The organism is Acinetobacter sp. YH12076, from assembly GCF_013419525.1.
GTDB lineage: Bacteria > Pseudomonadota > Gammaproteobacteria > Pseudomonadales > Moraxellaceae > Acinetobacter > Acinetobacter amyesii.
On sequence record NZ_VOZY01000011.1, the window covers coordinates 67,478 to 94,237 of the forward strand.

The 26,760-nt window shown below is 37.7% G+C and carries 25 protein-coding genes and 1 pseudogene; 5 read left to right on the plus strand and 21 right to left on the minus strand.

All coding sequences use genetic code 11. The features are described from left to right. Positions 1-270: 270 nt before the first annotated feature. The 21 genes and pseudogenes from FTU22_RS11995 to tviB (FTU22_RS12095) form a co-directional block, all read right to left on the minus strand. Positions 271-684 (minus strand): annotated as a pseudogene (locus FTU22_RS11995) (SDR family NAD(P)-dependent oxidoreductase); the annotation flags it as partial. 18 nt (positions 685-702) lie between these two features. After that, positions 703-1,314, minus strand: a complete 612-nt coding sequence (locus FTU22_RS12000; protein WP_180094624.1) for a sugar transferase — start codon at positions 1,312-1,314, stop codon at positions 703-705. 23 nt (positions 1,315-1,337) lie between these two features. After that, positions 1,338-2,474 (minus strand): glycosyltransferase family 4 protein, encoded by a 1,137-nt coding sequence (locus tag FTU22_RS12005; protein ID WP_180094626.1) that lies wholly within the window; start codon positions 2,472-2,474, stop codon positions 1,338-1,340. After that, positions 2,471-3,412, minus strand: coding sequence for a hypothetical protein (locus tag FTU22_RS12010; RefSeq protein ID WP_180094628.1), 942 nt, complete (start codon positions 3,410-3,412; stop codon positions 2,471-2,473). The genes FTU22_RS12005 and FTU22_RS12010 overlap by 4 nt, the downstream gene beginning before the upstream one ends. 103 nt (positions 3,413-3,515) lie before the next feature. Further along, on the minus strand, positions 3,516-4,469 hold the full coding sequence (locus FTU22_RS12015) for a hypothetical protein (protein WP_180094631.1): 954 nt from the start codon (positions 4,467-4,469) through the stop codon (positions 3,516-3,518). Positions 4,470-4,645: 176 nt separating this feature from the next. Then, positions 4,646-5,200 (minus strand): acyltransferase, encoded by a 555-nt coding sequence (locus tag FTU22_RS12020; RefSeq protein ID WP_218955024.1) that lies wholly within the window; start codon positions 5,198-5,200, stop codon positions 4,646-4,648. After that, a complete protein-coding gene (locus FTU22_RS12025; protein ID WP_180094632.1) occupies positions 5,197-6,219 on the minus strand; it encodes an NAD-dependent epimerase/dehydratase family protein in 1,023 nt (340 codons plus the stop codon). Before FTU22_RS12025 ends, FTU22_RS12020 begins: the two co-directional genes overlap by 4 nt. Positions 6,220-6,232: 13 nt before the next feature. Beyond that, positions 6,233-7,510: a Vi polysaccharide biosynthesis UDP-N-acetylglucosamine C-6 dehydrogenase TviB gene (gene tviB, locus FTU22_RS12030; protein WP_180094634.1), complete on the minus strand. Its 1,278-nt coding sequence runs from the start codon at positions 7,508-7,510 to the stop codon at positions 6,233-6,235. Positions 7,511-7,667: 157 nt separating this feature from the next. Continuing rightward, on the minus strand, positions 7,668-9,539 hold the full coding sequence (locus FTU22_RS12035) for a nucleoside-diphosphate sugar epimerase/dehydratase (protein WP_180094637.1): 1,872 nt from the start codon (positions 9,537-9,539) through the stop codon (positions 7,668-7,670). 61 nt (positions 9,540-9,600) lie between these two features. After that, a complete protein-coding gene (locus FTU22_RS12040) occupies positions 9,601-10,770 on the minus strand; it encodes a DegT/DnrJ/EryC1/StrS aminotransferase family protein (RefSeq protein WP_180094639.1) in 1,170 nt (389 codons plus the stop codon). 35 nt (positions 10,771-10,805) lie between these two features. Next, positions 10,806-11,462, minus strand: a complete 657-nt coding sequence (locus FTU22_RS12045) for an acetyltransferase (RefSeq protein WP_180094640.1) — start codon at positions 11,460-11,462, stop codon at positions 10,806-10,808. Next, complete coding sequence (locus tag FTU22_RS12050) at positions 11,455-12,063, minus strand: sugar transferase (RefSeq protein ID WP_180094642.1); 609 nt, start codon at positions 12,061-12,063, stop codon at positions 11,455-11,457. The genes FTU22_RS12045 and FTU22_RS12050 overlap by 8 nt, the downstream gene beginning before the upstream one ends. 153 nt (positions 12,064-12,216) lie before the next feature. Continuing rightward, positions 12,217-12,756: a serine O-acetyltransferase gene (locus FTU22_RS12055; protein WP_180094644.1), complete on the minus strand. Its 540-nt coding sequence runs from the start codon at positions 12,754-12,756 to the stop codon at positions 12,217-12,219. Between the two features lie 32 nt (positions 12,757-12,788). Beyond that, complete coding sequence (locus FTU22_RS12060; protein ID WP_180094646.1) at positions 12,789-13,928, minus strand: glycosyltransferase family 4 protein; 1,140 nt, start codon at positions 13,926-13,928, stop codon at positions 12,789-12,791. Next, the gene (locus FTU22_RS12065) at positions 13,925-15,019 is read right to left on the minus strand and encodes a glycosyltransferase (RefSeq protein WP_180094649.1); all 1,095 of its coding nucleotides are present in this window, start codon (positions 15,017-15,019) and stop codon (positions 13,925-13,927) included. The genes FTU22_RS12060 and FTU22_RS12065 overlap by 4 nt, the downstream gene beginning before the upstream one ends. Next, on the minus strand, positions 15,016-16,134 hold the full coding sequence (locus FTU22_RS12070) for a glycosyltransferase (protein ID WP_180094651.1): 1,119 nt from the start codon (positions 16,132-16,134) through the stop codon (positions 15,016-15,018). Before FTU22_RS12070 ends, FTU22_RS12065 begins: the two co-directional genes overlap by 4 nt. 33 nt (positions 16,135-16,167) lie before the next feature. After that, the gene (locus tag FTU22_RS12075) at positions 16,168-16,716 is read right to left on the minus strand and encodes a DapH/DapD/GlmU-related protein (protein WP_180094653.1); all 549 of its coding nucleotides are present in this window, start codon (positions 16,714-16,716) and stop codon (positions 16,168-16,170) included. Between the two features lie 94 nt (positions 16,717-16,810). Continuing rightward, positions 16,811-17,338 carry a DapH/DapD/GlmU-related protein gene (locus FTU22_RS12080; RefSeq protein WP_257227433.1) on the minus strand — a complete coding sequence of 176 codons (528 nt, stop codon included), beginning with the start codon at positions 17,336-17,338 and terminating at the stop codon, positions 16,811-16,813. Positions 17,339-17,403: 65 nt separating this feature from the next. Next, positions 17,404-18,576 (minus strand): lipopolysaccharide biosynthesis protein, encoded by a 1,173-nt coding sequence (locus FTU22_RS12085; protein ID WP_180094655.1) that lies wholly within the window; start codon positions 18,574-18,576, stop codon positions 17,404-17,406. 10 nt (positions 18,577-18,586) lie between these two features. Next, entirely contained in the window at positions 18,587-19,609 is a 1,023-nt protein-coding gene (locus FTU22_RS12090) for an NAD-dependent epimerase/dehydratase family protein (protein WP_180094657.1), read from the minus strand. A gap of 19 nt (positions 19,610-19,628) precedes the next feature. Then, positions 19,629-20,906 (minus strand): Vi polysaccharide biosynthesis UDP-N-acetylglucosamine C-6 dehydrogenase TviB, encoded by a 1,278-nt coding sequence (gene tviB / locus FTU22_RS12095; protein ID WP_180094659.1) that lies wholly within the window; start codon positions 20,904-20,906, stop codon positions 19,629-19,631. A 399-nt stretch (positions 20,907-21,305) separates the two neighbouring features. On the opposite strand from tviB (FTU22_RS12095), the gene FTU22_RS12100 reads away from it, so the two are divergent. From FTU22_RS12100 to FTU22_RS12120, 5 genes are all read left to right on the plus strand, one after another. After that, positions 21,306-22,382, plus strand: coding sequence for a polysaccharide biosynthesis/export family protein (locus tag FTU22_RS12100; RefSeq protein ID WP_218955026.1), 1,077 nt, complete (start codon positions 21,306-21,308; stop codon positions 22,380-22,382). Further along, positions 22,382-22,810, plus strand: a complete 429-nt coding sequence (locus FTU22_RS12105) for a low molecular weight protein-tyrosine-phosphatase (protein ID WP_180094661.1) — start codon at positions 22,382-22,384, stop codon at positions 22,808-22,810. The genes FTU22_RS12100 and FTU22_RS12105 overlap by 1 nt, the downstream gene beginning before the upstream one ends. Before the next feature lie 16 nt (positions 22,811-22,826). Then, complete coding sequence (locus FTU22_RS12110; protein ID WP_180094663.1) at positions 22,827-25,019, plus strand: polysaccharide biosynthesis tyrosine autokinase; 2,193 nt, start codon at positions 22,827-22,829, stop codon at positions 25,017-25,019. A 246-nt stretch (positions 25,020-25,265) separates the two neighbouring features. Further along, positions 25,266-25,979 (plus strand): FKBP-type peptidyl-prolyl cis-trans isomerase, encoded by a 714-nt coding sequence (locus tag FTU22_RS12115; RefSeq protein ID WP_078191625.1) that lies wholly within the window; start codon positions 25,266-25,268, stop codon positions 25,977-25,979. A gap of 54 nt (positions 25,980-26,033) precedes the next feature. Further along, on the plus strand, positions 26,034-26,726 hold the full coding sequence (locus tag FTU22_RS12120; RefSeq protein ID WP_180073496.1) for an FKBP-type peptidyl-prolyl cis-trans isomerase: 693 nt from the start codon (positions 26,034-26,036) through the stop codon (positions 26,724-26,726). The last annotated feature ends 34 nt before the right edge of the window (positions 26,727-26,760 follow it).

Here is a 26,760-nt window from a genome sequence, read left to right on the forward strand (position 1 = left end):
TTGAAAAATATCTTTTGTTAATTGGATATTCCTTCGTTTCATGGGACTTAATCTTGCACCTATCTGTACATCAATAACATAAGTACTTTGATCTCTAGATTATATTTCCTTATATTCAGGATGATACTTTATTACTGATTTTTTTATGGAGTTGAGGATACAGCATGATTTACGATGATACTTTATTTTCAAAATGATAAATCATGCACTATATAAATCAATTAGTTAACACAAATTTAGGGTGCAACTTTATTACTAGCTTACATCAATAAGTGGTGATGGATTATTCTCCCCATATACGGTTGCTGAAGAGCTAAAGACAAGCTTAAACACTTCTGCTTTTTGCATTGCTTGGGTAAGTTGAATGGATGCTGAAATATTATGATCAAAATATTCAAGCGGGATTTGCTGGCTTTCACCTACAGCTTTTAGACCAGCAAAGTGAATCACTGCATCAATTGGATAATTTTGAAAAATCTGATCTAAACAATGAAGATCCCGAACATCACCTTGAATGAAGGTCAATTTTTTCTGACTTAACTGCTCAACACGTGCTATTGATTATTTACAGCTATTAGATAAGTTATCTACTACAACATCATAACCTGCATTGAGTAGTTCTAAGCAGGTGGGTGAAGCAATATAACCTGCACCACCTGTAACCAAATTTTTTTTGCATAGCATCAATCTTATTTGAAGTATTTATTTCTGCTGATCTCTAGAACTAGAACCTACATATCTCTCAGTGCCTACTACTTGATCCGGAGCATTAATCCCCTCTTTGTTAAGCATCACTTTTACTGTTTTAAACATAATTTTAAAATCTCCCAAAATAGATCGATTTTCTACATAGTGCACATCAAGCTCAAACTTCTCTTCCCACGAAAGGTTATTACGACCACTAACCTGAGCTAAGCCAGTCATACCTGGTTTTACTTCATGGCGACGCATTTGATGCGGTGTATAGTGCTCTAAAAAGTCTTTCATTTGAGGACGAGGACCTACGATGCTCATGTCCCCTTTTAAGACATTAATCAGCTGAGGCATTTCATCCAAGCTTGTTGAACGCAACTTATGTCCAAATGGCGTAATACGCTGATCATCAGGCAAGGGATTTCCATGTTTATCAACTGCATCTAACATAGATCGGAATTTTATCATTTTGAAAATTTTGGCATCTTTCCCTGGGCGCTCTTGATAGAAGAAAACCGGAGAGCCTAGATTTTTGCGGACTTTGAACAGAACGATAATAAAAATAGGACTTAAAATTACTAATGCAATTAAAGCAATTAAAAAATCAATTAATCTTTTCATAAAATTAACCACTAAATTGAATTTTAAATATCCATCACAGTACACATTTGATTATTAATAATATCAACATCAAATTTAGATTTTGCTAAATTATGTGATTCAATAGCCATCTGATTTAAAATTTCAGGATTTTCTACAACTTTCAAAAAAGCTTTATACAACCCATCAACAGAGCCAACATCTACAATAAAGCCATTAACATTATCAATAACAGTTTCTTTACAGCCTGGAGCATTTGTTGTAATTATTGCTCGTCCCATTGCCATTCCCTCCAGTAAAGAACGAGGAACACCTTCACGATATGAAGGCAGAACTAAAACGTTATATTCTTTTACAATTGAAATAACATTATTTGTATACCCATGATATTCGACTATACCTTCCGATACCCAAGAATTCAATTCTTTCTCTGTAACAGATAATGGATTTAAATCTATAGAACCTAATAATCCGAACTTAATATTCGGATAAACGGATTTTAAGCGTTTTATAGCGTCAATATACTCATAAATACCTTTATCTTTTAACAGTCTAGCAACCATTAAAAAACTTGGAATTGGTCTATCATTTTCATCATTAATCAAAGGCATCAAAGAAAATTTAGAAAGGTTTACTCCAGAACCATTAACAACTGTAATATTACTTTCATCAATAATTAAATTTAATTTTTTGAATAAATCCACGTCATCATAATTTTGAAAAAAAACTGAAGAAGATTTTTTTATCGCCAACCCATAAAGAAAATGTAAAATTCTCTGCTTATAACCTAATTTTCTTTCAGTCTCATAACTATTAAAAGCATATCCTAAACCACTAATTAACATATGGCATTTAACGATTCTTGCAATCCTCCCAATAATTACTCCATATATTGCTGGCTTAATGGTATATCCCAACACATGATCGGGTTTAATATCTTTCAAAACGTAATATAGAGAAAATAAAGATTTCAACTCTCTCGCTGCATTCATTCCAGTACGATCTAAATAAAAATCTCTACATATAATATTATTATCAATCAAGATTTTTGCAGAGTCAGAGTTTTCTAAATTTGGTGCAACTGCATAAACAATATACCCCAATCCAACTATTTTTTTCAAAAGATCTAAGCGAAAATTAACCAGAGATTTTGGATCATTTGAAATAATCATGAAAATCATTTTTTATCACCTTTTTTCATTTGAAAAATAATTAATGCACACATAAAAATGGGGAAATAAGAAAACCATCTTAATCTTATTGCTGTACCAAAATTGTCATTAGATATTAACCAAATTGATGTGTATATAATAAAAAATATAAAACAAAAATTTAAGAAAAAGTTAAACATGTTTCTATTTCTAATTACATAAATCAAGCAAACAATAAATGGAATTGACTCCAAGACAAATAACAAAAAAGATGAAAAATTAATAAAATAAAATCCAAATAATTGAATAAAAGCACTATTTGAAAAATTTGCAAAAAACATAGCCTTATTTGAAAAATCAATTTTTAAATTTGTATTTGCATCATTCTCTACAAACCAGTTCCTATATTCAATTAATGGATCAAAAACACCTACATAATTCAATACAAACAAGGAGAATACATAAATCAGAAGCTTAAAATAAAAACCACGACCATCAACTCTTATATATTTTGACAAAAAATAACTTGCCAAAAAAGCAAACCCAAGATAATCCCTAAACCAGAACAGCCACAATCCAAAAATCAACACATATAAAAAAGAAATATTAAATTTAAGATTATTTACTTTAACAACATATAATGCCAAGAAAAAAACAAAAAGCATTACCACATCACGATATATATCAAATGAATGGTACAATATGCTTGGAAAGAAAAAAACCAAGAATAGCGATAAAAAATAATATACGTGATTCCTTATAAAATCAGATTGACTAATAATAGCAGTATAAAATATAGGCAATAAAATGCTATTAATAAATAATATGAAATATAAAACAATTTGCCTATTATAAAGACCAAATGTATTAAGCTCTTTTAAAAACCAGAACCAAAAATTAGTAGCCACTCTATCATATAAGTATCCAGTAGCATACAAATGATAAGTTTCAGCATCTCCATTTTTCAAAAATATATCATTGCCAAAATTGAAAAACAAAACCAAATATACCAATAAAAATTTTAAAAATATCAAAAAAAAGATAAATGTAAAATTCTTATAGGTTATAAATTTAAGCATATATTCCACTCACCTTCTTTCCACTTAAAATCATAAAAATGAAATTTGAGAATAAGATATAGAGACAACCAAGCAATATAAAATTATTAAATTGAAACAAGCTAATCAAAACATAAATTAATGGATAACTGATTACTATCGATAAAATCATATAAAAATTTAAATCCACATTTCTTACTACACTTATAGTTACAAAAATCCCTCTAATTAAAAATGAAACCAAAACCAAAACAAAAAATAAAAAAAGCGTTAGATAATTTTCATCTAATGATATTAAAAAAAACCCAGTTATAAAAACTAAAAAAACTGGAGAGATTAGTTTTAAACCTACATCGCACCCTATTTTTTTATTCATTTTATCGCAATATATACTTAATGGGTATTGCATTATATTAACAAAATTACTGGAAAATAAGTGTAAAATAGTATAAATACCCAAACTTTTTTTATCACCAAAATACATAATAAAGTACCGGGGAACCAAACTATTTAAGCTTACAACTGTATTTAAAACCCCATACTTAAAACTCACACGCAAATATTCAACTATAAAACCATAATTAAATTTTGCACGAATTCTAAAAGCCTCATAAAAATATACTGGCAATTGAGAAAATAAATAAATAAATAGTGTTTTCTTTAAATTAATCTCATATCCATTCAAGTAAAAATATATACCAATCATCCAAAAAAATGAAATTCTAAAAAAATTTTGTTTTAGAACATATTTATAATTTTTATAGCTTGAAAAAAAACCAACCACCAATTCAAACCTTAAATCCAAATATTTAACTAAGAAAAAAATTAAAAAAACATCAGGATCAAATATTTTAAAAAAAATATTCAAGAACTGAACAAGAACACCGCCACAAACAAATGTTATTACTGTTGAGGGTAATACTTCATTAACAAAAAAAAACTTCTTATCCTTATGAGTAATATTCATTAGCTCAAGATACTTATATAAACTGAATGTGACTATAGGAGCCATAATGCTTGTTAGGGCAGAATACTCCCCTATTAGTTCGAACCCATTCACTAAATATAAATATGCAAAAACAGAAATCACTGTCCCCATCGACAGTGATTTAATAAATACTAATTTAAAAATATTTAACAAACTTAAAGCCTTTTTATTAATTTAGCAGGAATCCCACCATATATACCATTAGAAGGTAGCTTTTTTGATAAAACAGCTCCTGCAGCTATAATTGTTCGTTTAGGAATAAATGAACCTGCTAATATTCTAACCCCACAACCTATCCAAACATCATCTTCTATAATTATATTTTTCTTGTCTAAAGGATTGTATTTTATTGGCAATGACACATCATTCCATGTATGATTAGTGGATAAAATACTGGAATTATGGGCAATTGCAACAGCATCCCCTATTTCAATACCACCTGAACATATCAATGTAGATTGATGGTGAATACTAACATTATTTCCTAATGAAAGGTTTTCAGGACTTTCTATATATATTCTTGATCCAAAAAAAACCAACTTTCCACATTTTTTCAATCTACCTGCAATAAAAATATATCTAATAATAGCTCCCATATTTCCATCAAATATATCTGATAATCTCCAGATAAAATTAAAAATCGGAACCGGTAAATATGAAAATATTTTTGATATAAAAAAAAGAAGTTTCCACATATCTTGATTACTCATTTCAAGTTGTTTACGTACCAACGCATCGCAAGTTGAATACCTTCAGCAATTTTAAACTGTGGCGCATAACCCAAGCCTTGCTCAATTTTGGCAATGCTGGCTTGTGAATGACGTACATCACCTGCACGAAACTCACGATAGACAGGATCACGGTCAAATTGAACATCATTTTCAGCAAGTGCGACTTGAATAGCACGATATAACTCATTCAGCGTAGTACGGTCACCTACTGCCACGTTATAGACCTGATTTTTTGCTTGATCTGATGCAGTCGCCGCCAAGATATTAGCTTGAACAGTGTTATCAATAAAACAGAAGTCACGACTGGTTTCACCGTCACCATTGATGAAGACATCCTCACCATCAATCATCGATGCTGTCCATTTTGGAATCACTGCCGCATATGCACCGTTTGGATCTTGGCGTTGACCAAACACATTAAAGTAACGTAGGCCAATCGCTTTAAATCCATATGCACGTGCAAATACATCAGCATAGAGTTCATTGACATACTTGGTCACCGCATAAGGCGAAAGCGGATTACCAATATTTTCTTCCACTTTTGGCAATGCTGGATGGTCACCATAGGTCGAACTGCTGGCTGCATAAGTAAAGCTAGCAACACCTGCATCACGTGCTGCGGTGAGCATATTTAAAAACCCACTGATATTGGTTTCATTAGTTGTGATGGGGTCAGCAATGGAGCGTGGTACAGAACCAAGTGCTGCTTCATGCAGTACATAATCCACACCTGCACAAGCTTTTTGGCAATCTGCAAGATTACGGATATCGCCTTCAATAAAGCTAAATTTTGCCCATTGTTCAGCAGTGACTAAGCTTTGCACTTCATCCAAATTATGCTGATGACCTGTGGCAAAGTTATCCAAACCGACAACCGCTTGATCTAGCTTTAATAATGTTTCAAGAAGATTCGAGCCAATAAAGCCAGCCACACCCGTCACTAACCAAATTTTGGGTGCTGTTTTAAGGTTTGCACATACCTGTTGATATTGATTCATGATGGTATGCTCCTTACAAACGCAGATCAGATTCAGCTTGAGATAACACGTATTTCAAGTCATACAGCACATGATCAGCTTTACCCAAAGCACGAATCGCATCTACGCCCATATCTTTAAATTGATGATGTGCAACTGCCAAAATAACGGCATCATATTTGCCATTTTCTAAGTTTGAAATTGGGCTAATACCATATTCATGCTCAGCTTCAGCTGCATCTACCCAAGGATCATAAACATCAATCTGAGTGTGATATTCTTTGAGTTCATTGACGATATCAATGATGCGGGTATTACGAATATCTGGGCAATTTTCCTTAAAGCTTAAGCCTAAAATGAGGACTTTGGCATCTTCAACTTGAATGCGTTTTTTCAGCATTGCTTTAACCAGTTGAGTCACCACATAAGCGCCCATACCATCATTTAAACGACGGCCTGCCAAAATAATTTCGGGGTTGTAGCCAATCGCTTGCGCTTTATGAGTTAAATAGTACGGATCAACACCAATACAGTGACCACCGACTAAACCCGGACGGAACGGCAAGAAATTCCACTTGGTACCTGCAGCTTGCAATACTGCTTCTGTATCGATGCCCATTTTATTGAAAATCAACGCCAATTCATTAATTAAAGCTATATTCACATCACGCTGTGTGTTTTCAATCACCTTCGCCGCTTCTGCAACTTTAATACTTGATGCTTTATGTGTGCCTGCTTCAATAATCAAGTTATAGACTTGATCAACATAATCAGCCACTTCAGGTGTTGAACCAGACGTAATTTTTAAAATATTGGTGACACGGTGCAGCTTATCCCCTGGATTAATACGCTCAGGGCTATAACCTGCGTAAAAATCCTGATTAAAGGTTAAACCTGAAACTTTTTCTAATACTGGAATACAAGTTTCTTCTGTTGCCCCTGGATAAACAGTTGATTCATAAACAACAATATCGCCTTTCTTTAAAACTTTACCAATGCTTTCTGAAGCTTTGATCAAAGGTGTTAAATCTGGCTGCTTATATTCATCAATTGGGGTAGGTACAGTCACAATAAAAAAGTTGCAGCTGCTTAAATCTTGTAAATTTGCACTGTAGCTTAATTGAGCGGCCTGCTTTAACTCTTCTGGAGAGACTTCCAATGTGTGGTCTTGACCGTTTCGAAGCTCATCAATGCGTTTTTGATGAATATCAAAACCCACTACAGGCACTTTTTTTCCAAATTCAACTGCTAGCGGTAAACCAACATAGCCAAGTCCAATAATTGCTATTTTCAGTTCAGAAAACTGTAACATTTTACAAAAGCCTTATGTTATGTATTTATGCGTATATAATTAAATATTTAAAACCGCGCATAATATAACAGATATTATTTTAATATTTCCAACTATTATATTTTTTATTATCGTTGGAATAAATTAATAATAAAATTTACTAAATTTAACACTTTCGTCATAATTCATCTGAATGATTTAAATTGTTTTTGTATCCATCCACATATAAAGTTAAGATATTAATTAGACTTGATAGCTCCCCATCACCACCTCTAATCCGGCCTAAATCTTTGAATAATTTTACAATTAAATCATAAGAATAAAATCCCTCAAAAGATTTTAATATCCGCTCATGATCAGTTTTCTCTACATTATCCGCATCAATTAATAATTCTTCATACAATTTCTCACCAGGTCGTAATCCAGTAAATTCTATTTTGATGTCGCCAAGACCATTTTCATCTATTGGTTTAAAACCACTCAAACGAATCATTTGTTTCGCCAAATCGACAATTTTGACCGGTTCACCCATATCAAGTAGAAATACATCACCTCCTATCCCCATCGCACCTGCCTGAATCACGAGTTGAGCTGCCTCAGGAATGGTCATAAAATAACGCGTGACTTCTGGGTGCGTTACTGTAACAGGCCCGCCTTTAGCAATCTGCTTTTTAAACAAAGGGACGACAGAACCTGACGAACCCAATACATTGCCAAAGCGCACAATACTAATTTGCGTTTTTGGATTTGTAGATGCCAAGCCCTGACAATACAATTCTGCCATACGTTTGGACGCCCCCATCACATTGGTTGGACGTACCGCTTTATCTGTAGAAATTAAAACGAAGGTTTCAACATTTTGATTCACCGCTGCATCTACACTACGCTGTGTGCCAATGGACGTATTATAAATACCTTCAAATGGGTTTGCTTCAACAAGTGGTACATGTTTATAAGCCGCAGCATGATAAACCGTTTGCACATTGTATTCTTGAATAATACGTTCTAATTTTTGCTGATTGGTGACAGAACCTAGCACTGGAATAATTTGTATATCAGAAGCCCGCAATTCACGATCAATTGAATACAAAGCAAATTCAGACATTTCAAACAACACGAGCATTTTCGGCTGATGCTTCACGATCTGACGGCATAACTCAGAACCAATCGAACCGCCCGCCCCTGTCACCATGACCACTTTATTTTTAATATTTTTTTCTAACAGTTCAGGTTTCGGCGGTACAGGATCACGTCCCAATAGGTCGATAATATCCACTTCACGAATATCTGAAACTTGGACTTGACCATCCACCAGTTGGGTTACCCCTGGCAGTTCCATAATTTTGACATCTGCCGTATCAAAAGACTCAATAATCTCTTTTTTCCGTGCACGACCAACGGAAGGCATTGCAAGTAATACTTCTTCAATACCGAATTTTCCAAGTTTTGCTTGCGCTTTTTTGGGTGAATAAATTTTTAAACCACTCAGTGACTGACCTTGTAAGGAGCGCTTATCGTCAATAAAACACACGGGCAAATAATCATCTGAGCGGTTTAAAGCTGCTGCAATTTGCTGACCTGCCAGCCCTGCGCCATAAATTGCCACACGTTTACGGCTTTGCTTTTTGGCAAAAGTTTTAAGGGTAGCGTAGCGAATGACTGCACGGCTCCACCACATGTATGAAAACAGCATAAAGCCATACATCAGTGGAATACTCATGGGAATAAATGCAACATTGAGTTTTTTAATCGTGTATAAGGCCACGATTTGAATAAATGTCCCGATTAAAATTCGCAGCAAATAATCTTCATTAAATGAACGCACAATTGCACGGTAAATACCGAGCAAAGCAAAAACCAGAATGCCAACCACACCGACATAAATATACCAAGCATCCAGTCCTTGCATGACCTGTACATTGGGACGTGCCAAACGAATGGCATAAGCTAACCACATCATCAATGGTAAAATACAGATATCCATCAGCACCAAAACGATTTGTTTTTGGCGACGCGGTAATGATGCTATAGAACGGATAAAGTCTTTCACAAGATGCTCAAATGGGGTCAATAAAGCGAATAAGAGCGCATATTATACGCTCTTTTCAGGTTTAGATTTTTGCGATCACCGCTTGGATCGCATCCACGGTTTTTTGCAAGCTGTGCTCAGATAATGTTGGGTGTACAAGGAACATTAAGCTTGTTGCACCTAGCTGTTTAGCTTGCGGTAAAGACTGCGCAGGACGCCAAGGCGTACCATCAAATGCTTTTTCTAAATACACTTCTGAACACGAGCCGCTAAAACAAGGCACATTCAATGCATTGATTTCTGCCATGACTCGATCACGCGACCAATCTTCAGGCAAGGCTGAAGTATTCACTTGCACATAGCATTTATAGGCTGCATGCACATATTCAACAGACGGTTTTACTACAGTAAAATACGGACTATTTTCAAACGCCGCTTGGATACGCGCCATATTGGCATTACGTTTTGCAGTCCATTCGGGCATTTGTTTGAGCTGTAAACGGCCAATCACCGCCTGCATTTCCATCATGCGCCAGTTGGTGCCAAATGAGTCATGCAGCCAGCGAAATCCCGGCGGATGTTGCTTGTTATACACGCTATCAAAGTTTTTGCCGTGATCTTTATACGACCACATTTTCTTCCACAGACTTTCGTCATTGGTAGTGACCATGCCGCCTTCACCGCCCGTGGTCATGATTTTGTCTTGGCAGAAAGACCATGCGCCTATATGACCGATGGAACCAGCTGATTTTCCTTTGTACATTGCACCATGCGCTTGGGCACAATCTTCAATCACAAAAATGCCTTTTTCCTCAGCCAACTGCATGATCGGATCCATATCACACATCCAGCCTGCCAAATGTACACAAATAATCGCTTTGGTATTCGGCGTAATCACTGCTTCAATGGTACGGCAAGAAATATTCTGTGAATCCAGCTCTACATCGGCAAAAATAGGATTAGCACCTGCAGTCACAATCGAGCTTGCCGAAGCTAAAAACGTACGTGAGGTAACAATCACATCATCGCCTGCGCCAATACCTAAGGCTTTGAGTGCTAAATCGAGTGCGACTGTACCATTAGCAACGGCAACTGCATGCTTGGTTCCTGCAAACTGTGCAAATTCCTTTTCAAATTCACGGCATTCTTGACCGGTCCAATAATTCACCTTATTAGATAAAAGGACTTTTGATACCGCATCGGCTTCTGCTTGAGTAAAGCTTGGCCAAGGTTCAAATGCACTGTTTAACATGGAGTTTTCCTAGTCTCAAAATCGAGTTTAAAAATCTATTTTCTCATCACAATACGGGCAGGATTGCCTATCACTGTTGCGCCTGGAGGCACACTTTTAGTCACGACAGCACCCATACCAACAATAGCACCTGCACCAATTACTAAAGGCTGATCAGGTGTGCCCTGCTTAATCATCGCACCCGCGCCAATATAGGCATGCGCGTGTATATGAATATTGCCGTTGCATTTTACGCCTGGCGCGAAAGTAACGAAATCCCCAATCACGCAATCATGCTCCACATAACTGTATAAATTGGTATGAAAACACTTGCCGATTTTGACATTTGAGCCAATGGTAACAAATGGACTTAAGGCAGAGCCTTCAGCGAGTTCTATTTGATCCATTAAAACCACATGGTCCGCGATGATCGACCAAAGGTGAATGCCATCCATCTTTAAACGCTGAGCGATCTTTTCTCGTACATGACTATTGGCAATAGCAATTTGTACGTATTTTTCTGAAGACGTTTCATTTAAAAATGCGAGGTAATTCATGGCACGATAACCATTTACGTCTGCAAACGATTCCAAGGCATCATCAATAAATACGATTTCTGAAGCATCGCTTTCACGTGCTAATTGCTGGCGTGCAACAGGCATTAAACTCCGCCCGCAGCCTGAAGCGCCATAAATGGCATAGAGCTTAGTCATCTTTAGGCTCCGAAGTACCGGTAAATTTACTCATGGTCGCTTCACCTTCGGCACTAATATCATCTTTAGACAATACTTTTTGTACCGTTTTCAGCATGATTTTAAAATCTAGCCATAATGAACGGTTTTCGACATACCATGTGTCTAGCTCAAATTTCTTTTCCCATGAAATGGCATTACGACCATTCACTTGCGCATACCCTGTGATGCCCGGACGCACGTTATGACGTTTGGCTTGTTGCTCATTATAGAGGGGTAAATATTCCATCAGCAGTGGTCGTGGTCCGACAATACTCATATCGCCTTTAATCACATTCCACAGTTCAGGCATTTCATCCAAACTGCTGGCACGCAGCATTTGACCAAAGGGTGTTAAACGCTCACTGTCGGGCAAGGAATCACCTTGTGCATCAACCGCATCTTTCATACTGCGGAATTTGATCATTTCAAAAGGTTTGCCATTGAGCCCCGGACGCACCTGACGGAACAACACAGGTGAACCCAAATTTTTTCGCACCTTATATGCCACAAAAGCATATACAGGAGACAGCAGCAATAGCGCAGATGATGCAATCACAATATCCAATAAGCGCTTTAACATGGTTCACTCTTGAGGTTAGATAAAAATGGTGGAGTCAATATTTATTTCTAGCAATGATTATACCCTGTCCAAAGCCATCAGATTTGTAAAAAATTCAACATCACAGGGATTCAAGTATTCCCCATTCTAAAAGCTGCTAAACCATATAACCGTTTAGAGATCTGTCCAACGACGATTAACTGCATGACCCGGATTATTCATACTGATCACCTTCGCGTAGTTTCCTACCGCAGTTGCATTTTCAGGAATATCTTTGGTCACGACGCTGCCCGCGCCTATAGTGGCATTATTACCAATTTTGACATATTCAATAATGCAGACATTTGGCCCAATATAAACATTATCGCCAATTTCTGCAGCTTGACGGCCGCCATTTGCACCAATGGTGGTAAATTGCGATAAATTCACATTATTGCCGATCACGGTTGTCGGATTGACGACCAATGGCCCGCCATGACCAATATAGAGGCCGTAACCAATTTTAGTGCTGGTATGAATATCAATGCCGTACTGCTTTTTTTTATAATAATAAATAGGATAAGCCAGTTTTGCCCACGCGCTTTGAATGCTGGCTAAACGCAGCCAAAATGAAAAATTAAAACCACGATTGAAAAAATAAGTTTTCAAAAATGTTTTAAAACTGACATGACCGGTATAACGGTATAAATCACTTTTTATATATTTTAAGGTCATCTGGATCGCCTCTTAAATTGGGTAAATCGCCTTTAATGAATATCCATTTCAGCCATCATGTGCTTATTCACTTGATGCACATCATATTTATTCAGCGCAATTTCCCGCGAACGCTGTCCCATATACTCAATCAGTTTTGGATCTTCAATAAAATATTGCATGCATTGCACCAAATCATCTACAGACTTGACTCCAACCAAATAACCATTCACACCGTGCGATACCGTTTCGCGACAACCTGGTGCATCAGTGGTAATAATCGCTCGTCCCATAGCCATCGCCTCTAATACCGTACGTGGCGTGCCTTCACGGTAGGAGGGCAACACGTAGACCGAGCTTTCAGCAATTGCAGGACGAACGTCACTGAGTTTGCCCCAATATTTGAGGCGATCATCGGCAATCCATGTATCAAGTTCGGCTCTAGAAATAGCTGATGGATTATCATCAATCCAACCGACCAAATGAAATTCCGATTCAGGATATTGTGCTTTGATGATGCGCGCCGATTCAGCATATTCACGTACGCCTTTATCACCTAAAAGGCGTGCAATGAGTAAGAATGAGACTTTGACCTGCCCTTGTTCATTTTTGGGTAAAGGCATGAAATCAAAGTCTTGCACATTCACCCCTGAACCATTCACCACCACAGTTGGTTTATTGGCATCAAGCAAATGCATGTCTTGGAATAGCTTTAAATCGTCTGGGTTTTGAAAAAAGACTTTATCGCTACGTTTGAGCGCTTGTGCATATAAGCCATGCACCATTTTTTGGAACACACTGCGCTTACCTGATTCGACATTTTGAAAGGCATAGCCCAGACCTGTAATTAAAGCAAAACGATGCGGTACTTTCGCAAGCCAAGCCGCAAGCGTACCGTAAATAACCGGTTTAATGGTATAGGACAGCACATAGTCAGGCTGAATTTGACGGATCTTCTGATAGAGATGTTTTAACAGTTTTAAATCCGCCAGCGGATTGGTGCCTGTGCGCTGCATGGGAATTTCATGCAGATGATAGCCAAGGGCTTGCAGTTTCTGCTGTTCTTCAGGAAATGATGCAAACTCAGGCGCCATAATGTGAATTTCATAGCCATGGGCAGAAATCGCTTCTAATAACTTGCCACGAAAATTGAGTACAGATGGCAAAAAACTGCTGATCATTAAAAACTTCATGCCTGTTGGCTCCACACCTGCATATATTGACGGCTGACAGTTTCAATACTGAAATTCTGTTCTACCCGTTCACGCGTCGCCTGTTTTAAGCTTTGTTTTTCTGCTTCTGATTTTTGTGCGTAGGCTAAAATCGCATCTGCCAAAGCTTGCGCATTACGTGCTGGAACGATACTTCCTAAATCCTGCACAATATATTTGGCATCACCCACATCTGTGCTAATACACGGCAAACCTGATGCCATGGCTTCGACCAATACATTTGGAAAACCTTCGGTAATTGAAGTCATCAAAAAGGCATCAATGGATTGATAAAAAGCAGGCATGTCCGAGATTTGATCAAGCAAATGTACTTTTTGAGCATCTAACTGATACTGCTCAAACAACGCTTTCACTTCAGAGTTTTCTAAGCTCGCACCTGAACCTGCAATCTTAAAGATGATGTTTTTATCTTTCAGCAAGCCCATGGTTTCAAACAAATAAGGATAGCCTTTTGCGGTGTGATAACGCCCTGCAAAACCAATCACGGTTGGTTCGTTTAACTGTAAATTCGGCTGAAACTTATCGAGAAATACACCATTGGCAATCACATGTGTATTAGGATTATTTAAGCCAAAATTTTCATGTTGTAATTTTGATGAATGGGCGCAATAAATAACACCAGCCACACTTTTAACTAGTATACGACTAATAAACAATGAAATTTTTGTAGGAATAGATTCTTCTTTCAATGAAGACAATGAGTGATGAATACCCCAAAAAATTTTAGGTTTTCTAGTCAAACATATTGTACTCAACGATGTAAAAACATTGGCATGGTACATCCAGCATTGAATTATATTTGGAGATAATTTTTTAAATAGCTTATTTAATTTTATAAGAACCAACAAGCTATTTATACCATTCCAGTGGAAGGCATATTTAGCCTTACAAATATTCAGGGCTTCTTGATAAGTATCAGAAATTCTCATTAAAACAATTAATACATGGTCATATTTATCTTGCGTTTCCTTAATAAAACGAGCAAGCATCATCTCCCCGCCACCCATTGCAGAAAAATTAGTAATCACATGCACCATTAATGGTTTATTCATGATGCTGACTCCAGCATACGCAAATACTGCTTAAGTACGGTTTGCTTATGAAACTGCTGAATATGCGCTTCAAAATCAGCATTTTGATATTGCACATAATCTGCAAAAATTGCTTGTTGCATCGCTTGGGTTAAACCTGCCTGATCATTGCATTCGACTAATAAACCAAACTTGGTATGGTCTAAAATTTCACGTGGACCACTTGGGCAATCAGTACTGACCACTTTGACTTTAGAGGCTAAGGCTTGAATGAGTACGCCCGGTAAACCTTCCCAATTTGAGCTTAAAACAAAAAGCGATGCATATTTAAAATAAGCGTATGGATTGGCATCAAAGCCTGGCAAATCCACCACGTCTTTTAGACCCAAGTCACCCACTAGAACTTCGAACTCTGCACGCAGTTCACCCTCACCTAAAATCAATAATCGGGTTTCAGGATGCTGATCATGCAAGGCTTTAAAAGAGCGAATCAGAAAACCAAAGTTCTTTGCTTCAGTGAGACGCCCCACTGCCAAAATCACTTTATTGTCACTGTTCAAAAATTTGTGTGTGACTGGTGCTTTGAGTTTTTCAAAATAGGCATCGTCCAATACAGGGTTATAAATCGTGCTCAGATTATTATTTTTATAACCATAATATTCACGGAAGTCGGCTTCAACTCCTTTGGACACACAGACTACTTGCTGTGCCATGGGATAAGTCCAATTCACCAAAGTTTTCAGTACAAATTTGGCAAGACCTTGCAACTTTAAGTTTTTGGACGGCGTGGATACCTCACGGAAGATCAATCGCGTTGCAACACCTGCAAGTTTTTTCGCAATGCCTGCCACAATATTGGTATGGGTTTGCGTTGCAACCAAGCAGTCGTATTGCTCAGCTTTCATTTTTATTTTTAAAGGCGTGATGCTATTCATCACCCGACCACAATTAAAATTGACCAATTCAATTTTAGAACTGACTTCGGGTAGCAGCTTGGCTTTGTCACCATTAAGGTCACATACACCTAAATGAATCTTTAGCCCTTGTTCAGCAAAGCTGTTCGCCAGTTGAATGACCGTACGTTCTGCACCGCCACCGCCCAAGCTTGGCAAAAAGAACATGACTTTATTCAACATAATCAGACCTAAATTTTATAAAATGCGAGAATATTAACGATGATTTTTTGAGGCTTGAATTGCCATGGCACGTTCCACACGTTCGCGATAATCCGCAATACCCGCTAAGTCAGTATCACTGGCACAGGTGCTTTGAATTTTGGCTTGATAATCAGCAAAACTGGATACCACTTTAGCAGGCACACCAATCGCCACGCTATGGTCAGGAATGTCTTTAGTCACCACCGAACCTGCGCCGATCACCACATTCGAGCCAATGCTCACACCCGGCATAATAATGCTATTCACACCAATAAATACATGTGAACCCACCTGAATTGGCGCAAAGCGTTGATAGCGTTTCCCTTGGTCATCTTTGACCAAACAGGTACTGCCATCATGGGTAATAAATTTCACCCCTGAAGTGACCGTCACATGGTCGCCAATGCTGACCAAGAACGGTTCTGAGCCCCAACTTTTAATATAGATTCGGCAGTTTTCACCGACTTTCACACCTTTTTTACGTGCATAAGCCACACTGCCCTTCGCCATAAAATAAGCAAGATCAAACAGCTGTCGAAAAGCAGAAACCATAAATGCCATACGTATGACCTATGTCAGGATCAGAAAATCGAAAGGAAAAAAATTAAGCTGAATATTTTACGCTGAAAACGTGTTTTAGGATATGAATAGTATTTTAAACAGTTTTGATCTTTTTAGCCGGAATACCGACATATACCCCTGATTCAGGCAAAGATTTAGATACCAAACTACAAGCACCAATCACGCTATCATCGGCAATAGTTACACCATCAAGTACCGTAACCCGTGCACCTAGCCAAATATTTTGTCCTAAACTGACGCCTTGTTTGGTAATCGCATCTTTCACCAACAGATCAGGCTCACCAAATTTATGGTTGCTGGCAATCAAAATACTTTGCGTACCAATACGGGTGTTATCGCCAATGGTGATACCACCACAGCCATTGATAAAAGACTTCGAGTTAATACTGACGTCTTGACCAATCGACACCTTGCCACCAAAGCATTTGATATAACAGCTTTCACCAATAAAACTGTGATCTGCAATTTCTAAAATCGCGCCTTGCTCGACAATTAAACTGACATGGTCGCCAATATAGACATTCTTACCGATCTTGACTTGGCCATTAATCTCTAGAGTACACGCTTTCCCGAAGTAACGGAATTGTGTGCCAAATGCCATGTTGTACATCACTTTACGGCACTGTGAAGCAAACCAATTTATGTATTTTAAGATTTTAAAAAACATCAGTTTTTGTTTCTCCACACCACATATAAAATGGCAAAGTTATAGAAAATTAATGCCACAGGCACCGCCAAGAGCATATAAATTTTATCGACACATAAAACATATAAGCCTGCAAATAAAGCGAATTTAATCAGGAGTTCAACAATTTGCAGTTTAAATAAGACTTGGCTATTCCGCTTGGCAATTAAATAAGCCGAACTTGGCGGATTACAAAAAACAGCCCAATAGCCCAACGCTAAAATTTGGAAATAAGTTGAGATGCCAACCCATTCCGAGCCAAAAATCCATAGATATAGCGATTCAGGCAAAATAAAGAAAATGGCAAATAAAGGCAGTGAAACCAGACTGAGCAATACACTGGCTTTTAAGGCATTTTGATTGGAATCTGTGTTTTTAAATTTGCGAATAAAGAACTGACGCAAAGTTTGTGAGATCAGATTAATCGGAACACGCAAAGTCCGTTCAACAATGGCATAAAAACCCATCGCCTGCACGCCGACAAAATGCGACACCACGTAGTAAGGCAAGTTATGCGAAAAACTATTTAGCAAGGCATGTGGTGTATTGGCATAAATGAAATCTTTATAATGTTTAAATGCCTGCCAACTCACTTGATAGAGCTGATGTTTCAGTAAATAAATCAGCACTGCCACAATCATAATGACCGAACTGACGTTATAACTGTTCACCAAACTAATTTGCATCACGAGCGGTAAAGACAGTTGAACCGCCACCACGATGGCACTACGGAAAATATTTAAACCTGCACAGAAATATTCTTTATGTGCGGAAAATTGATAATTATACAGACTTTGAATCAGGGTATTGGCAAGCACACCTGTCGCGACCGCCCCTGCCATTTCAACATTTAAAATAACACTGATGATGATGCCACTGATCATCGCAATGCCTATTGAGAACACCGCCCCTTCAAAAATCAGACTCTTTTTGTCTTGCTCTTCTGCGACCAATAAAGCTTGATCAAGGCGCAGATTCGCAACGGTCGATAAAACACTGACTATTGCCAATGCAATCCCGTAAGCACCAAAGTCAGCAACAGAATATAGGCGTGTTAAAACAGGAAGTGCGATAAATGTAATTATCGCACCGACCAGTAAACTGAGTGTAATCAGTCCAATGGACTGATATTTTGCGAAAATTTTCGCAATCATCTGTTCAATATCATTTTAAGTTGTTTACGTACCAACGCATTGCAAGTTGAATGCCTTCAGCAATTTTAAACTGTGGCGCATAACCCAAGCCTTGCTCAATTTTGGCAATGCTGGCTTGTGAATGACGTACATCACCTGCACGAAACTCACGATAGACAGGATCACGGTCAAATTGAACTTCATTTTCAGCAAGCGCGACTTGAATGGCACGATATAACTCATTCAGCGTAGTACGGTCACCCACTGCCACATTATAGACCTGATTTTTTGCCTCATCTGATGCAGTCGCCGCCAAAATATTGGCCTGAACAGTGTTATCGATAAAACAGAAATCACGACTGGTTTCACCATCACCGTTGATGAAGACATCTTCACCATCAATCATCGATGCTGTCCATTTCGGAATGACTGCTGCATAAGCACCGTTTGGATCTTGGCGTTGACCAAACACGTTAAAGTAACGTAGGCCAATTGCTTTAAAACCGTATGCACGCGCAAATACATCGGCATAGAGTTCATTTACATACTTGGTTACTGCATAAGGTGAAAGCGGATTACCAATCTGATCTTCCACTTTTGGCAATGCTGGATGGTCACCATAAGTTGAACTACTTGCCGCATAAGTAAAACTTGCAACACCTGCATCACGTGCTGCAGTGAGCATATTTAAGAAACCACTGATATTGGTTTCATTGGTGGTGATGGGGTCAGCAATTGAACGCGGTACAGAACCTAACGCTGCTTCATGCAAGACATAATCCACACCTGCACATGCTTTTTGGCAGTCTGCAAACTGACGAATATCGCCTTCAATAAAATGGAAATTCGCCCATTGCTCAGCAGTCACTAAGCTTTGTACTTCATCCAAATTATGCTGATGCCCTGTAGCAAAGTTATCTAAACCCACTACAGTTTGATTAAGCTTGAGTAAGGTTTCTAAAAGGTTTGAGCCAATAAAGCCTGCAACACCAGTGATTAACCAATTTTTTGGTTTTTGATTTAACTGCTCACATATAACTTGATATTGGCTCATTCTTTTCTTTTCCTTAAAATTATAAACGAATGTCTGATTCAGCTTGGCTTAACACATATTTTAAATCATACAAAATATGTGCTTCTTTACCCAATGCACGAATTTTTTCAGCACCCATTTCTTTAAACTGCTCATGAGCAACGGCCAAAATCACCGCGTCATATGTGCCTTCTTTCACAGACTGCACAGGGCTAATGCCATATTCATGCTCAGCTTCAGCTGCATCTACCCAAGGGTCATAGACATCAATATTCGTGTGATATTCTTTAAGTTCATTGACGATATCAATAATTCGGGTATTACGAATATCTGGGCAGTTTTCTTTAAAGCTTAAACCTAAAATGAGTACTTTGGCCTCTTCAACTTGAATGCGTTTTTTCAACATTGCTTTAACCAGTTGAGTCACGACATAAGCACCCATACCATCATTTAGACGACGGCCTGCCAAAATAATTTCGGGGTTGTAGCCAATCGCTTGCGCTTTATGGGTTAGATAATACGGATCAACACCAATACAGTGACCACCCACTAGCCCTGGACGGAACGGCAAGAAATTCCATTTCGTGCCCGCAGCTTGCAATACGGCTTCTGTATCGATGCCCATTTTATTAAAAATCAATGCTAATTCATTAATTAAGGCAATATTCACATCGCGCTGTGTGTTTTCAATCACTTTAGCCGCTTCTGCAACTTTAATACTTGATGCTTTATGCGTGCCTGCTTCAATAATCAAGTTATAGACTTGATCCACATAATCAGCGACTTCAGGTGTTGAACCCGAAGTGATTTTTAAAATATTGGTAACGCGGTGCAGTTTATCACCCGGATTTATACGCTCAGGACTATAACCTGCATAAAAATCCTGATTGAATTTTAATCCTGAATTTTTTTCTAAAACTGGAATACATACTTCTTCAGTTGCACCAGGATAAACCGTTGATTCATAGACAACCACATCGCCTTTTTTCAATACTTTAGCGATACTTTCGGATGCTTTAACCAAAGGAGTCAGGTCGGGTTGCTTAAATTCATCGATCGGGGTTGGCACTGTCACAATAAAGAAATTACAGTCTGCTAACTGCTCTAAGTTCGTGGTGTAGCTTAAATGCGTTGCTTGCTTTAATTCTTCTGATGAAACTTCTAAAGTATGATCTTGTCCGCTCTGTAGTTCATCAATACGCTTTTGATGAATATCAAAACCCACAACGGGAACTTTTTTTCCAAACTCAACAGCTAGCGGTAAACCGACATAACCTAATCCGATTATGGCAATTTTTAATTCGGAGAGTTGTAACATACTGAAGCCCATGTCATCGATGAATCATCAATCATCGTTATGTTGTAAATAGCGTTAAATTATATCAGAAAATCAAATTTCGATTGTGTAATGATGTTCTATGAGGACTGTAATTTTAATCAAAAATATTTATAGGATTAAACAATTCACCCTATAAAACCAACTTTGTATATTTAAAAAAATTCAAATAACAATAAGATCTTTAAAAAGATATTCATCCATGCAAGTCTTGATTAAACTTACGATTTAAAACAAATGTAAAGCTATATTCTACAAGGTGAATAGTATAAACTTAACATTCTAAAATGAGTAATTTGGGTACTTAAACCCGTATTTCAATGATTCAAATATTTTATAAATAGGATTTGTATTCGAGTGAGTTACTATCGTTATAGCTGTATGTTAGCTTTGAGTCTAAGTATGACGGGTTGTGCCATTACTTCAGGCTTACAAACCTATGACCTTCCTAAAGAAGGCACATTTCAGACTGATTTAGGCTCGACAGTCAATGTTATTAAACTAACTCAAGAAAATTTATTAGCTGTTCAACCTGCCCAAGTAAATCAGCAAAATTTTGCCCATCTATTCAATCAACAACAAAAAAGTTATCATTTAAATCCGGGTGATATTTTATCTATTTATTTATGGGCGTACCCTGAAATTACACCACCCACAAATACAATAAGCAATGAGGAAGCGATTAAATCAAACGGCTACCAAATTGATCAAAGTGGCTATATCCAATTCCCTATTATTGGCCGATATAAAGCAGCGGGTAAATCACTCAATCAAGTCAATCAAGAATTACGTAACCAATTAGCACGTTACTTAAAAACACCTGATGTGATCGTTCGTGTGCTTTCCTACCAAGGCCAACGTTATTCAGTACAAGGTAATGTAATGAAAGGCGGTCAGTTTAACCTTACCGATCAGCCTACAAGCATCTACACTGCGCTTGGCCTTGCCGGTGGTGTAAATAGTCAATTTGGTGACAATGCCTCATTAACTTTGGTTAGAAATGGGCAAAGTTATGTCTTAAATAGCATTGAATTGGAAAAAGCGGGGTATTCTCTTCACAATCTACTCATCCAAGCCAACGATACGATTTATGTCAATTCACGTGAAAACCAAAAGATTTATGTGATGGGTGAATCTGGTAAAAACCAATCATTGCCAATGCGTGAACAAGGTATGAGTTTAAGTGATGTACTTGGCGAAAGTCTCGGGATTAACTCACTTTCAGCGAGTCGTGGCAAAATTTATGTGGTTCGCAGTGACATGAATAGCCCAATGACTGAAATTTATCATTTAGATTTGACCAGCATTGGTGACTTCGGCTTGGCCAATCAATTTAAAATGCGTAGTAACGATATCGTCTATATCGATGCATCTGGGTTGGCACGTTGGCAACGTGTAATCAATCAGGTGATTCCATTCTCAAATATAATTTATAACTTTGATAGAATGGGTCAATAATGTTATTTAAAAATATTCTGGTGGTGTGTGTAGGTAATATTTGCCGAAGTCCTATGGCAGAATATCTTCTGAAAAAGAATCATCCCGATCTGAATATTTATTCTGCTGGAATCTCAGGTATGATTGGGCATGCTGCTGATGCAAAAGCGCAACACTGTATGCAACTCATTGGGATAGATATGAGCGGACATATTGCCCAAAAATTAAATGCTGAACTGATTAAAAAGTCAGATTTAATTTTGGTCATGAGTTCCAATCAATTAAAGCATGTTGAACAGACTTGGCCATTCGCTAAAGGAAAAACTTTCCGTCTGGGTCATTGGCAAAGTAAAAACGTACCTGACCCCTATCAGCATGATCAAGCTTTTTTTGATGAAACGTCACTACTCATTCAGTCCTGCGTCGCAGATTGGACTAAACATATTTAACTTTTGATGTACGATTATGAGCCAAAATACCAATACAGAAGATACAATTGATTTAAAAGAATTATTTTTCTCTCTGATTGCACAATGGAAGTTAATTGCTTTATGTGTAATTTTAAGTCTCGTTTGCGCCCTACTTTATTTAAGAACAACTCCCGATACATATGCTGTTAATGCGTTAGTACAAGTTGAAGAAAATAAAGGAACTTCGGCAGCACTGTTGGGTGATCTTTCAAATATGATTGATCAAAAACAGCCTGCCCAAGCAGAAATTGAAATTCTAAAATCACGTCTTGTTCTAGGAACTGTAATTCAAAACTTACATCTAGATTTAAGAATTTCAGGTACTCAAAACTCATTTACAGATCGTTTATTTTCGCCCCATGATTATGTAACTGAATATAAGAATAAATCAGTCGTTTTCAAAGATAATGAAAAAAGTTTTGAAATTCGTCAATTTGATATCCCTACACAATATCGTGACAAGGATATTGGCCTACAGTTTCAAGAAAATAAACTTTCTTTAATTGATCTAGACACTGACCAAAAAATATTAACAGCACCATTGAACCAAAAAAGTTCTTTGCGAACAGCAGAAGGTCTTTGGGAAATCTCAGTTTATAGCAAAGATCAATTCAAAGATGACTATTTAATTCAAAAGCAATCTTTACCAGCTGCTGTGGACAGCATTTTGGCAAACTATTCGGTTGCTGAAAAAGGTAAAATGACGGGCGTGCTTGGTCTGAATTACCAAGGTCAAGATAAAGAACATATTACTCAAGTTTTGAATGCCATCCTTGCAGCATATAGTCATCAAAATATTGAAAGACGTTCTGCTGAAAGTGCACAAACATTAAAATTCCTTGACGAACAACTCCCTGAACTAAAACAACAGCTTGATGTCGCAGAACGTGAATTTAACAAATTCCGTCAAGAGTTTAATACCGTCGATGTGACCAAAGAATCTGAGCTATATTTAACTCAAAGCATCACCCTTGAAACTCAAAAAGCTGAATTAGAGCAAAAAGTTGCTGAAGCTTCTGCAAAGTACACTAGTGAACATCCAGTGATGCAGCAAATGAATGCACAACTTGGTGCAATCAATAGCAAAATTGGTGAACTCAATACAACTTTGAAAAAGCTTCCAGATTTACAGCGTCGTTATTTACAACTTTATCGTGAAGTTGAAGTAAAACAACAACTGTACACTGCTCTACTTAACTCTTATCAACAATTACGTATTGCGAAAGCAGGTGAAATTGGCAATGTCCGTATTGTCGATACTGCTGTAGAGCCAATTGAACCAATTGCACCTAAGAAATTACAAATTTTAATTCTCTCTATTTTCCTTGGTGGTTTCCTCGGTACATTACTTGCACTACTACGTAACATGCTTCGTTCGGGAATTAAAGATTCTTCAGAAATTGAAAACACTCTGGATCTTCCTGTCTATGCCACCGTCCCACGTTCGCCTGTTCAAGAAAGCCGTATTAAACTCTTGAAGAAGAAGAAAACAATTCCAGTTCTTGCAGTTAAAAATAGCGATGATATTGCAATTGAAAGCCTGCGCAGTATGCGTACTGCTATTCACTTTGCACTGACATCTGCAAAAAATAACCTGATCATGATTTCTGGGCCTGCACCAGAAGTTGGTAAATCGTTTATTTCAACCAACTTGGCTACGATTCTTGCGCAAAGCGATAAACGTGTTTTAATTATTGATGCCGATTTACGTCGTGGGTATTTAAACAAATACTTCAATCATGACAACCAACCAGGTCTTTCTGAATATTTAAATGGTCAGCGTGATCTAGACAGCATCATTAAAACCACTGAAATTCCAAATTTGAGTGTGATTACTCGTGGTAAAAGCCCTTCTAACCCATCTGAGCTTTTAAGTTCTGGTAAATTCAAAGAATTCTTAGATTTGATTTCACCGATGTTTGATCATGTGATCATTGATACCCCTCCTGTACTTGCGGTGACAGACGGTATCATTATTTCGCAATTTGCTGGCGTGAATCTGGTGATTGCTCGTTATGCGAAAACTCAGTTGAAAGAATTAGAGTTAACCGTGAACCGCTTTGAACAAGTGGGTGTGAAGGTCAATGGTATTATTCTAAACGACATTCAACGTAGCTCAGCAGGTTATGGTTATGGTTATGGCTATAACTATTCTTATGGTTATAAAGCTTCAAAAGACCAAGACTAATTCAAGCCTATTCAAAAAAGCCACCGAATACGGTGGCTTTTTTTATTTTCGAAATTTATGTTGCATGCATCTTTCTGTATAAAAAATGTTTTATATATTCATACCGTTATAGTATAAAAATAAGAACATGACTATGATGATCTTTCCTGCACCTTACCTGATCATAGAGATAGGTAAGCGCTGAACAGGAAAAGTCTGCTAGAATTTCAGCAACTTTTTACATATAAAATAATTGTGGGAAAATATATGAGTAAGGCCCTACCTATCGCTGTCGCTGTATTACTCGGCGGTGCCGCACTTGTTCCTGTTTACTATGCAACTAAAACACCTGCTACGCAATCAGCAACATCAACTCAACCAGCTGCAAATGCTTCTGCTGTCGCTAAAATCAGTTATGCACTTGGTTATGAAGTTGCCCATCAAACGCCTCCAGAATTAGATATTGATAGCTTTGTCACTGGCGTTCGTGCGGGTCATGCTCGTGCAAAACCTGCATATACTGAAGAAGAATTACAAAAAGCATATGCTGAGTTCCAGCAAGAAATGCAAAACAAGCAGCTCGAAAGCAATAAGCAAGCACAAAGTAGCAGCGATAATTTCTTAACGGAAAACAAAAGCAAAGCTGGGGTTAAAACCACTGCTTCTGGTTTACAGTACCTAACAACGAAAGAAGGTACAGGTAAACAACCGCAAGCCACATCAGTTGTTAAAGTTCACTACACAGGTAAGTTAGTGGATGGCACTGTATTTGATAGTTCAGTACAGCGCGGCGAGCCAATTGAATTCCCATTGAATCAAGTGATTCCAGGTTGGACTGAAGGTCTACAGTTAATGAAAGAAGGCGGCAAAGCCACTTTGTATATTCCTTCAAACCTCGGTTATGGTGCTCAAGGTGTTCCGGGAACGATTCCACCGAACAGTACTTTAATTTTTGATGTAGAACTCATTGAAGTTAAATAATAAAACCGGTACAGGAGAGCTTTTCGCTCTCCTGCTTTATTTTGAGACTCGGTCATGAAATTACAGATCAGTATGTTGTGTTTGGCACTCTGCTCAAGCACTGTATTTGCCAAAGATGTCAGTAATAAAAGTAGTGCTGCAGAACAAGTCGGTTATAGTTTTGGTTATTTAATGGGACGCAGTAATGCTGAATCCATTAAGGATTTAGATATTGATGCATTTGTTGCAGGTTTAAAGGCAGCATCTAAAGGTCAAGCTTCGTCACTAACAGATGAAGAAATGACCCGTGCCTTAACCCAATATAAAAAGCAAACCGAAGCGAAACAACTGATTGAACTGAAACAAAAAGCGGATGCGAATGCCACCATTGGTGCAGCTTTCCTTGCTGAAAATGCCAAAAAACCGAGCATTCTAGTCACGAAATCTGGCCTGCAGTATCAAGTCATTCAAGCCGGCAAAGGTAAATCACCCAAAGCCAATTCAACAGTGAAAGTTCACTATGAAGGTCGCTTAATTGATGGCACTGTTTTTGATAGTTCAATTGCACGTAACCAACCTGCGATGTTCCAAGTGAGTCAAGTCATTCAGGGTTGGACAGAAGGTCTACAGTTGATGAAAGAAGGTGCAAAATATCGCTTCTTCATTCCTGCAAATTTAGGCTATGGTCAAATTGGTTCAGCAGACGTCATTGAGCCAAATAGCACGCTGATTTTTGATGTAGAGCTCATTGAAGTTCTCCCGAAATAACAATACTCTCTTTAGGAGCATCGACAAATCTCGG

Coding starts and splice junctions, on each gene's coding strand:
- FTU22_RS12085 (WP_180094655.1), bottom strand. CDS start 18,576: ATGATTGCGAAAATTTTCGCAAAATATCAGTCCATTGGACTGATTACA.
- FTU22_RS12075 (WP_180094653.1), bottom strand. CDS start 16,716: ATGGCATTTATGGTTTCTGCTTTTCGACAGCTGTTTGATCTTGCTTAT.
- FTU22_RS12120 (WP_180073496.1), top strand. CDS start 26,034: ATGAAATTACAGATCAGTATGTTGTGTTTGGCACTCTGCTCAAGCACT.
- FTU22_RS12105 (WP_180094661.1), top strand. CDS start 22,382: ATGTTATTTAAAAATATTCTGGTGGTGTGTGTAGGTAATATTTGCCGA.
- FTU22_RS12110 (WP_180094663.1), top strand. CDS start 22,827: ATGAGCCAAAATACCAATACAGAAGATACAATTGATTTAAAAGAATTA.
- FTU22_RS12080 (WP_257227433.1), bottom strand. CDS start 17,338: ATGGCATTTGGCACACAATTCCGTTACTTCGGGAAAGCGTGTACTCTA.
- FTU22_RS12050 (WP_180094642.1), bottom strand. CDS start 12,063: ATGTTAAAGCGCTTATTGGATATTGTGATTGCATCATCTGCGCTATTG.
- FTU22_RS12070 (WP_180094651.1), bottom strand. CDS start 16,134: ATGTTGAATAAAGTCATGTTCTTTTTGCCAAGCTTGGGCGGTGGCGGT.
- FTU22_RS12055 (WP_180094644.1), bottom strand. CDS start 12,756: ATGACCTTAAAATATATAAAAAGTGATTTATACCGTTATACCGGTCAT.
- FTU22_RS12045 (WP_180094640.1), bottom strand. CDS start 11,462: ATGACTAAGCTCTATGCCATTTATGGCGCTTCAGGCTGCGGGCGGAGT.
- FTU22_RS12040 (WP_180094639.1), bottom strand. CDS start 10,770: ATGTTAAACAGTGCATTTGAACCTTGGCCAAGCTTTACTCAAGCAGAA.
- FTU22_RS12065 (WP_180094649.1), bottom strand. CDS start 15,019: ATGAATAAACCATTAATGGTGCATGTGATTACTAATTTTTCTGCAATG.
- FTU22_RS12020 (WP_218955024.1), bottom strand. CDS start 5,200: ATGAGTAATCAAGATATGTGGAAACTTCTTTTTTTTATATCAAAAATA.
- FTU22_RS12015 (WP_180094631.1), bottom strand. CDS start 4,469: ATGAATATTACTCATAAGGATAAGAAGTTTTTTTTTGTTAATGAAGTA.
- FTU22_RS12000 (WP_180094624.1), bottom strand. CDS start 1,314: ATGAAAAGATTAATTGATTTTTTAATTGCTTTAATTGCATTAGTAATT.
- FTU22_RS12100 (WP_218955026.1), top strand. CDS start 21,306: ATGTTAGCTTTGAGTCTAAGTATGACGGGTTGTGCCATTACTTCAGGC.
- FTU22_RS12025 (WP_180094632.1), bottom strand. CDS start 6,219: ATGAATCAATATCAACAGGTATGTGCAAACCTTAAAACAGCACCCAAA.
- FTU22_RS12090 (WP_180094657.1), bottom strand. CDS start 19,609: ATGAGCCAATATCAAGTTATATGTGAGCAGTTAAATCAAAAACCAAAA.
- FTU22_RS12005 (WP_180094626.1), bottom strand. CDS start 2,474: ATGATTTTCATGATTATTTCAAATGATCCAAAATCTCTGGTTAATTTT.
- FTU22_RS12115 (WP_078191625.1), top strand. CDS start 25,266: ATGAGTAAGGCCCTACCTATCGCTGTCGCTGTATTACTCGGCGGTGCC.
- tviB (WP_180094634.1), bottom strand. CDS start 7,510: ATGTTACAGTTTTCTGAACTGAAAATAGCAATTATTGGACTTGGCTAT.
- tviB (WP_180094659.1), bottom strand. CDS start 20,906: ATGTTACAACTCTCCGAATTAAAAATTGCCATAATCGGATTAGGTTAT.
- FTU22_RS12060 (WP_180094646.1), bottom strand. CDS start 13,928: ATGAAGTTTTTAATGATCAGCAGTTTTTTGCCATCTGTACTCAATTTT.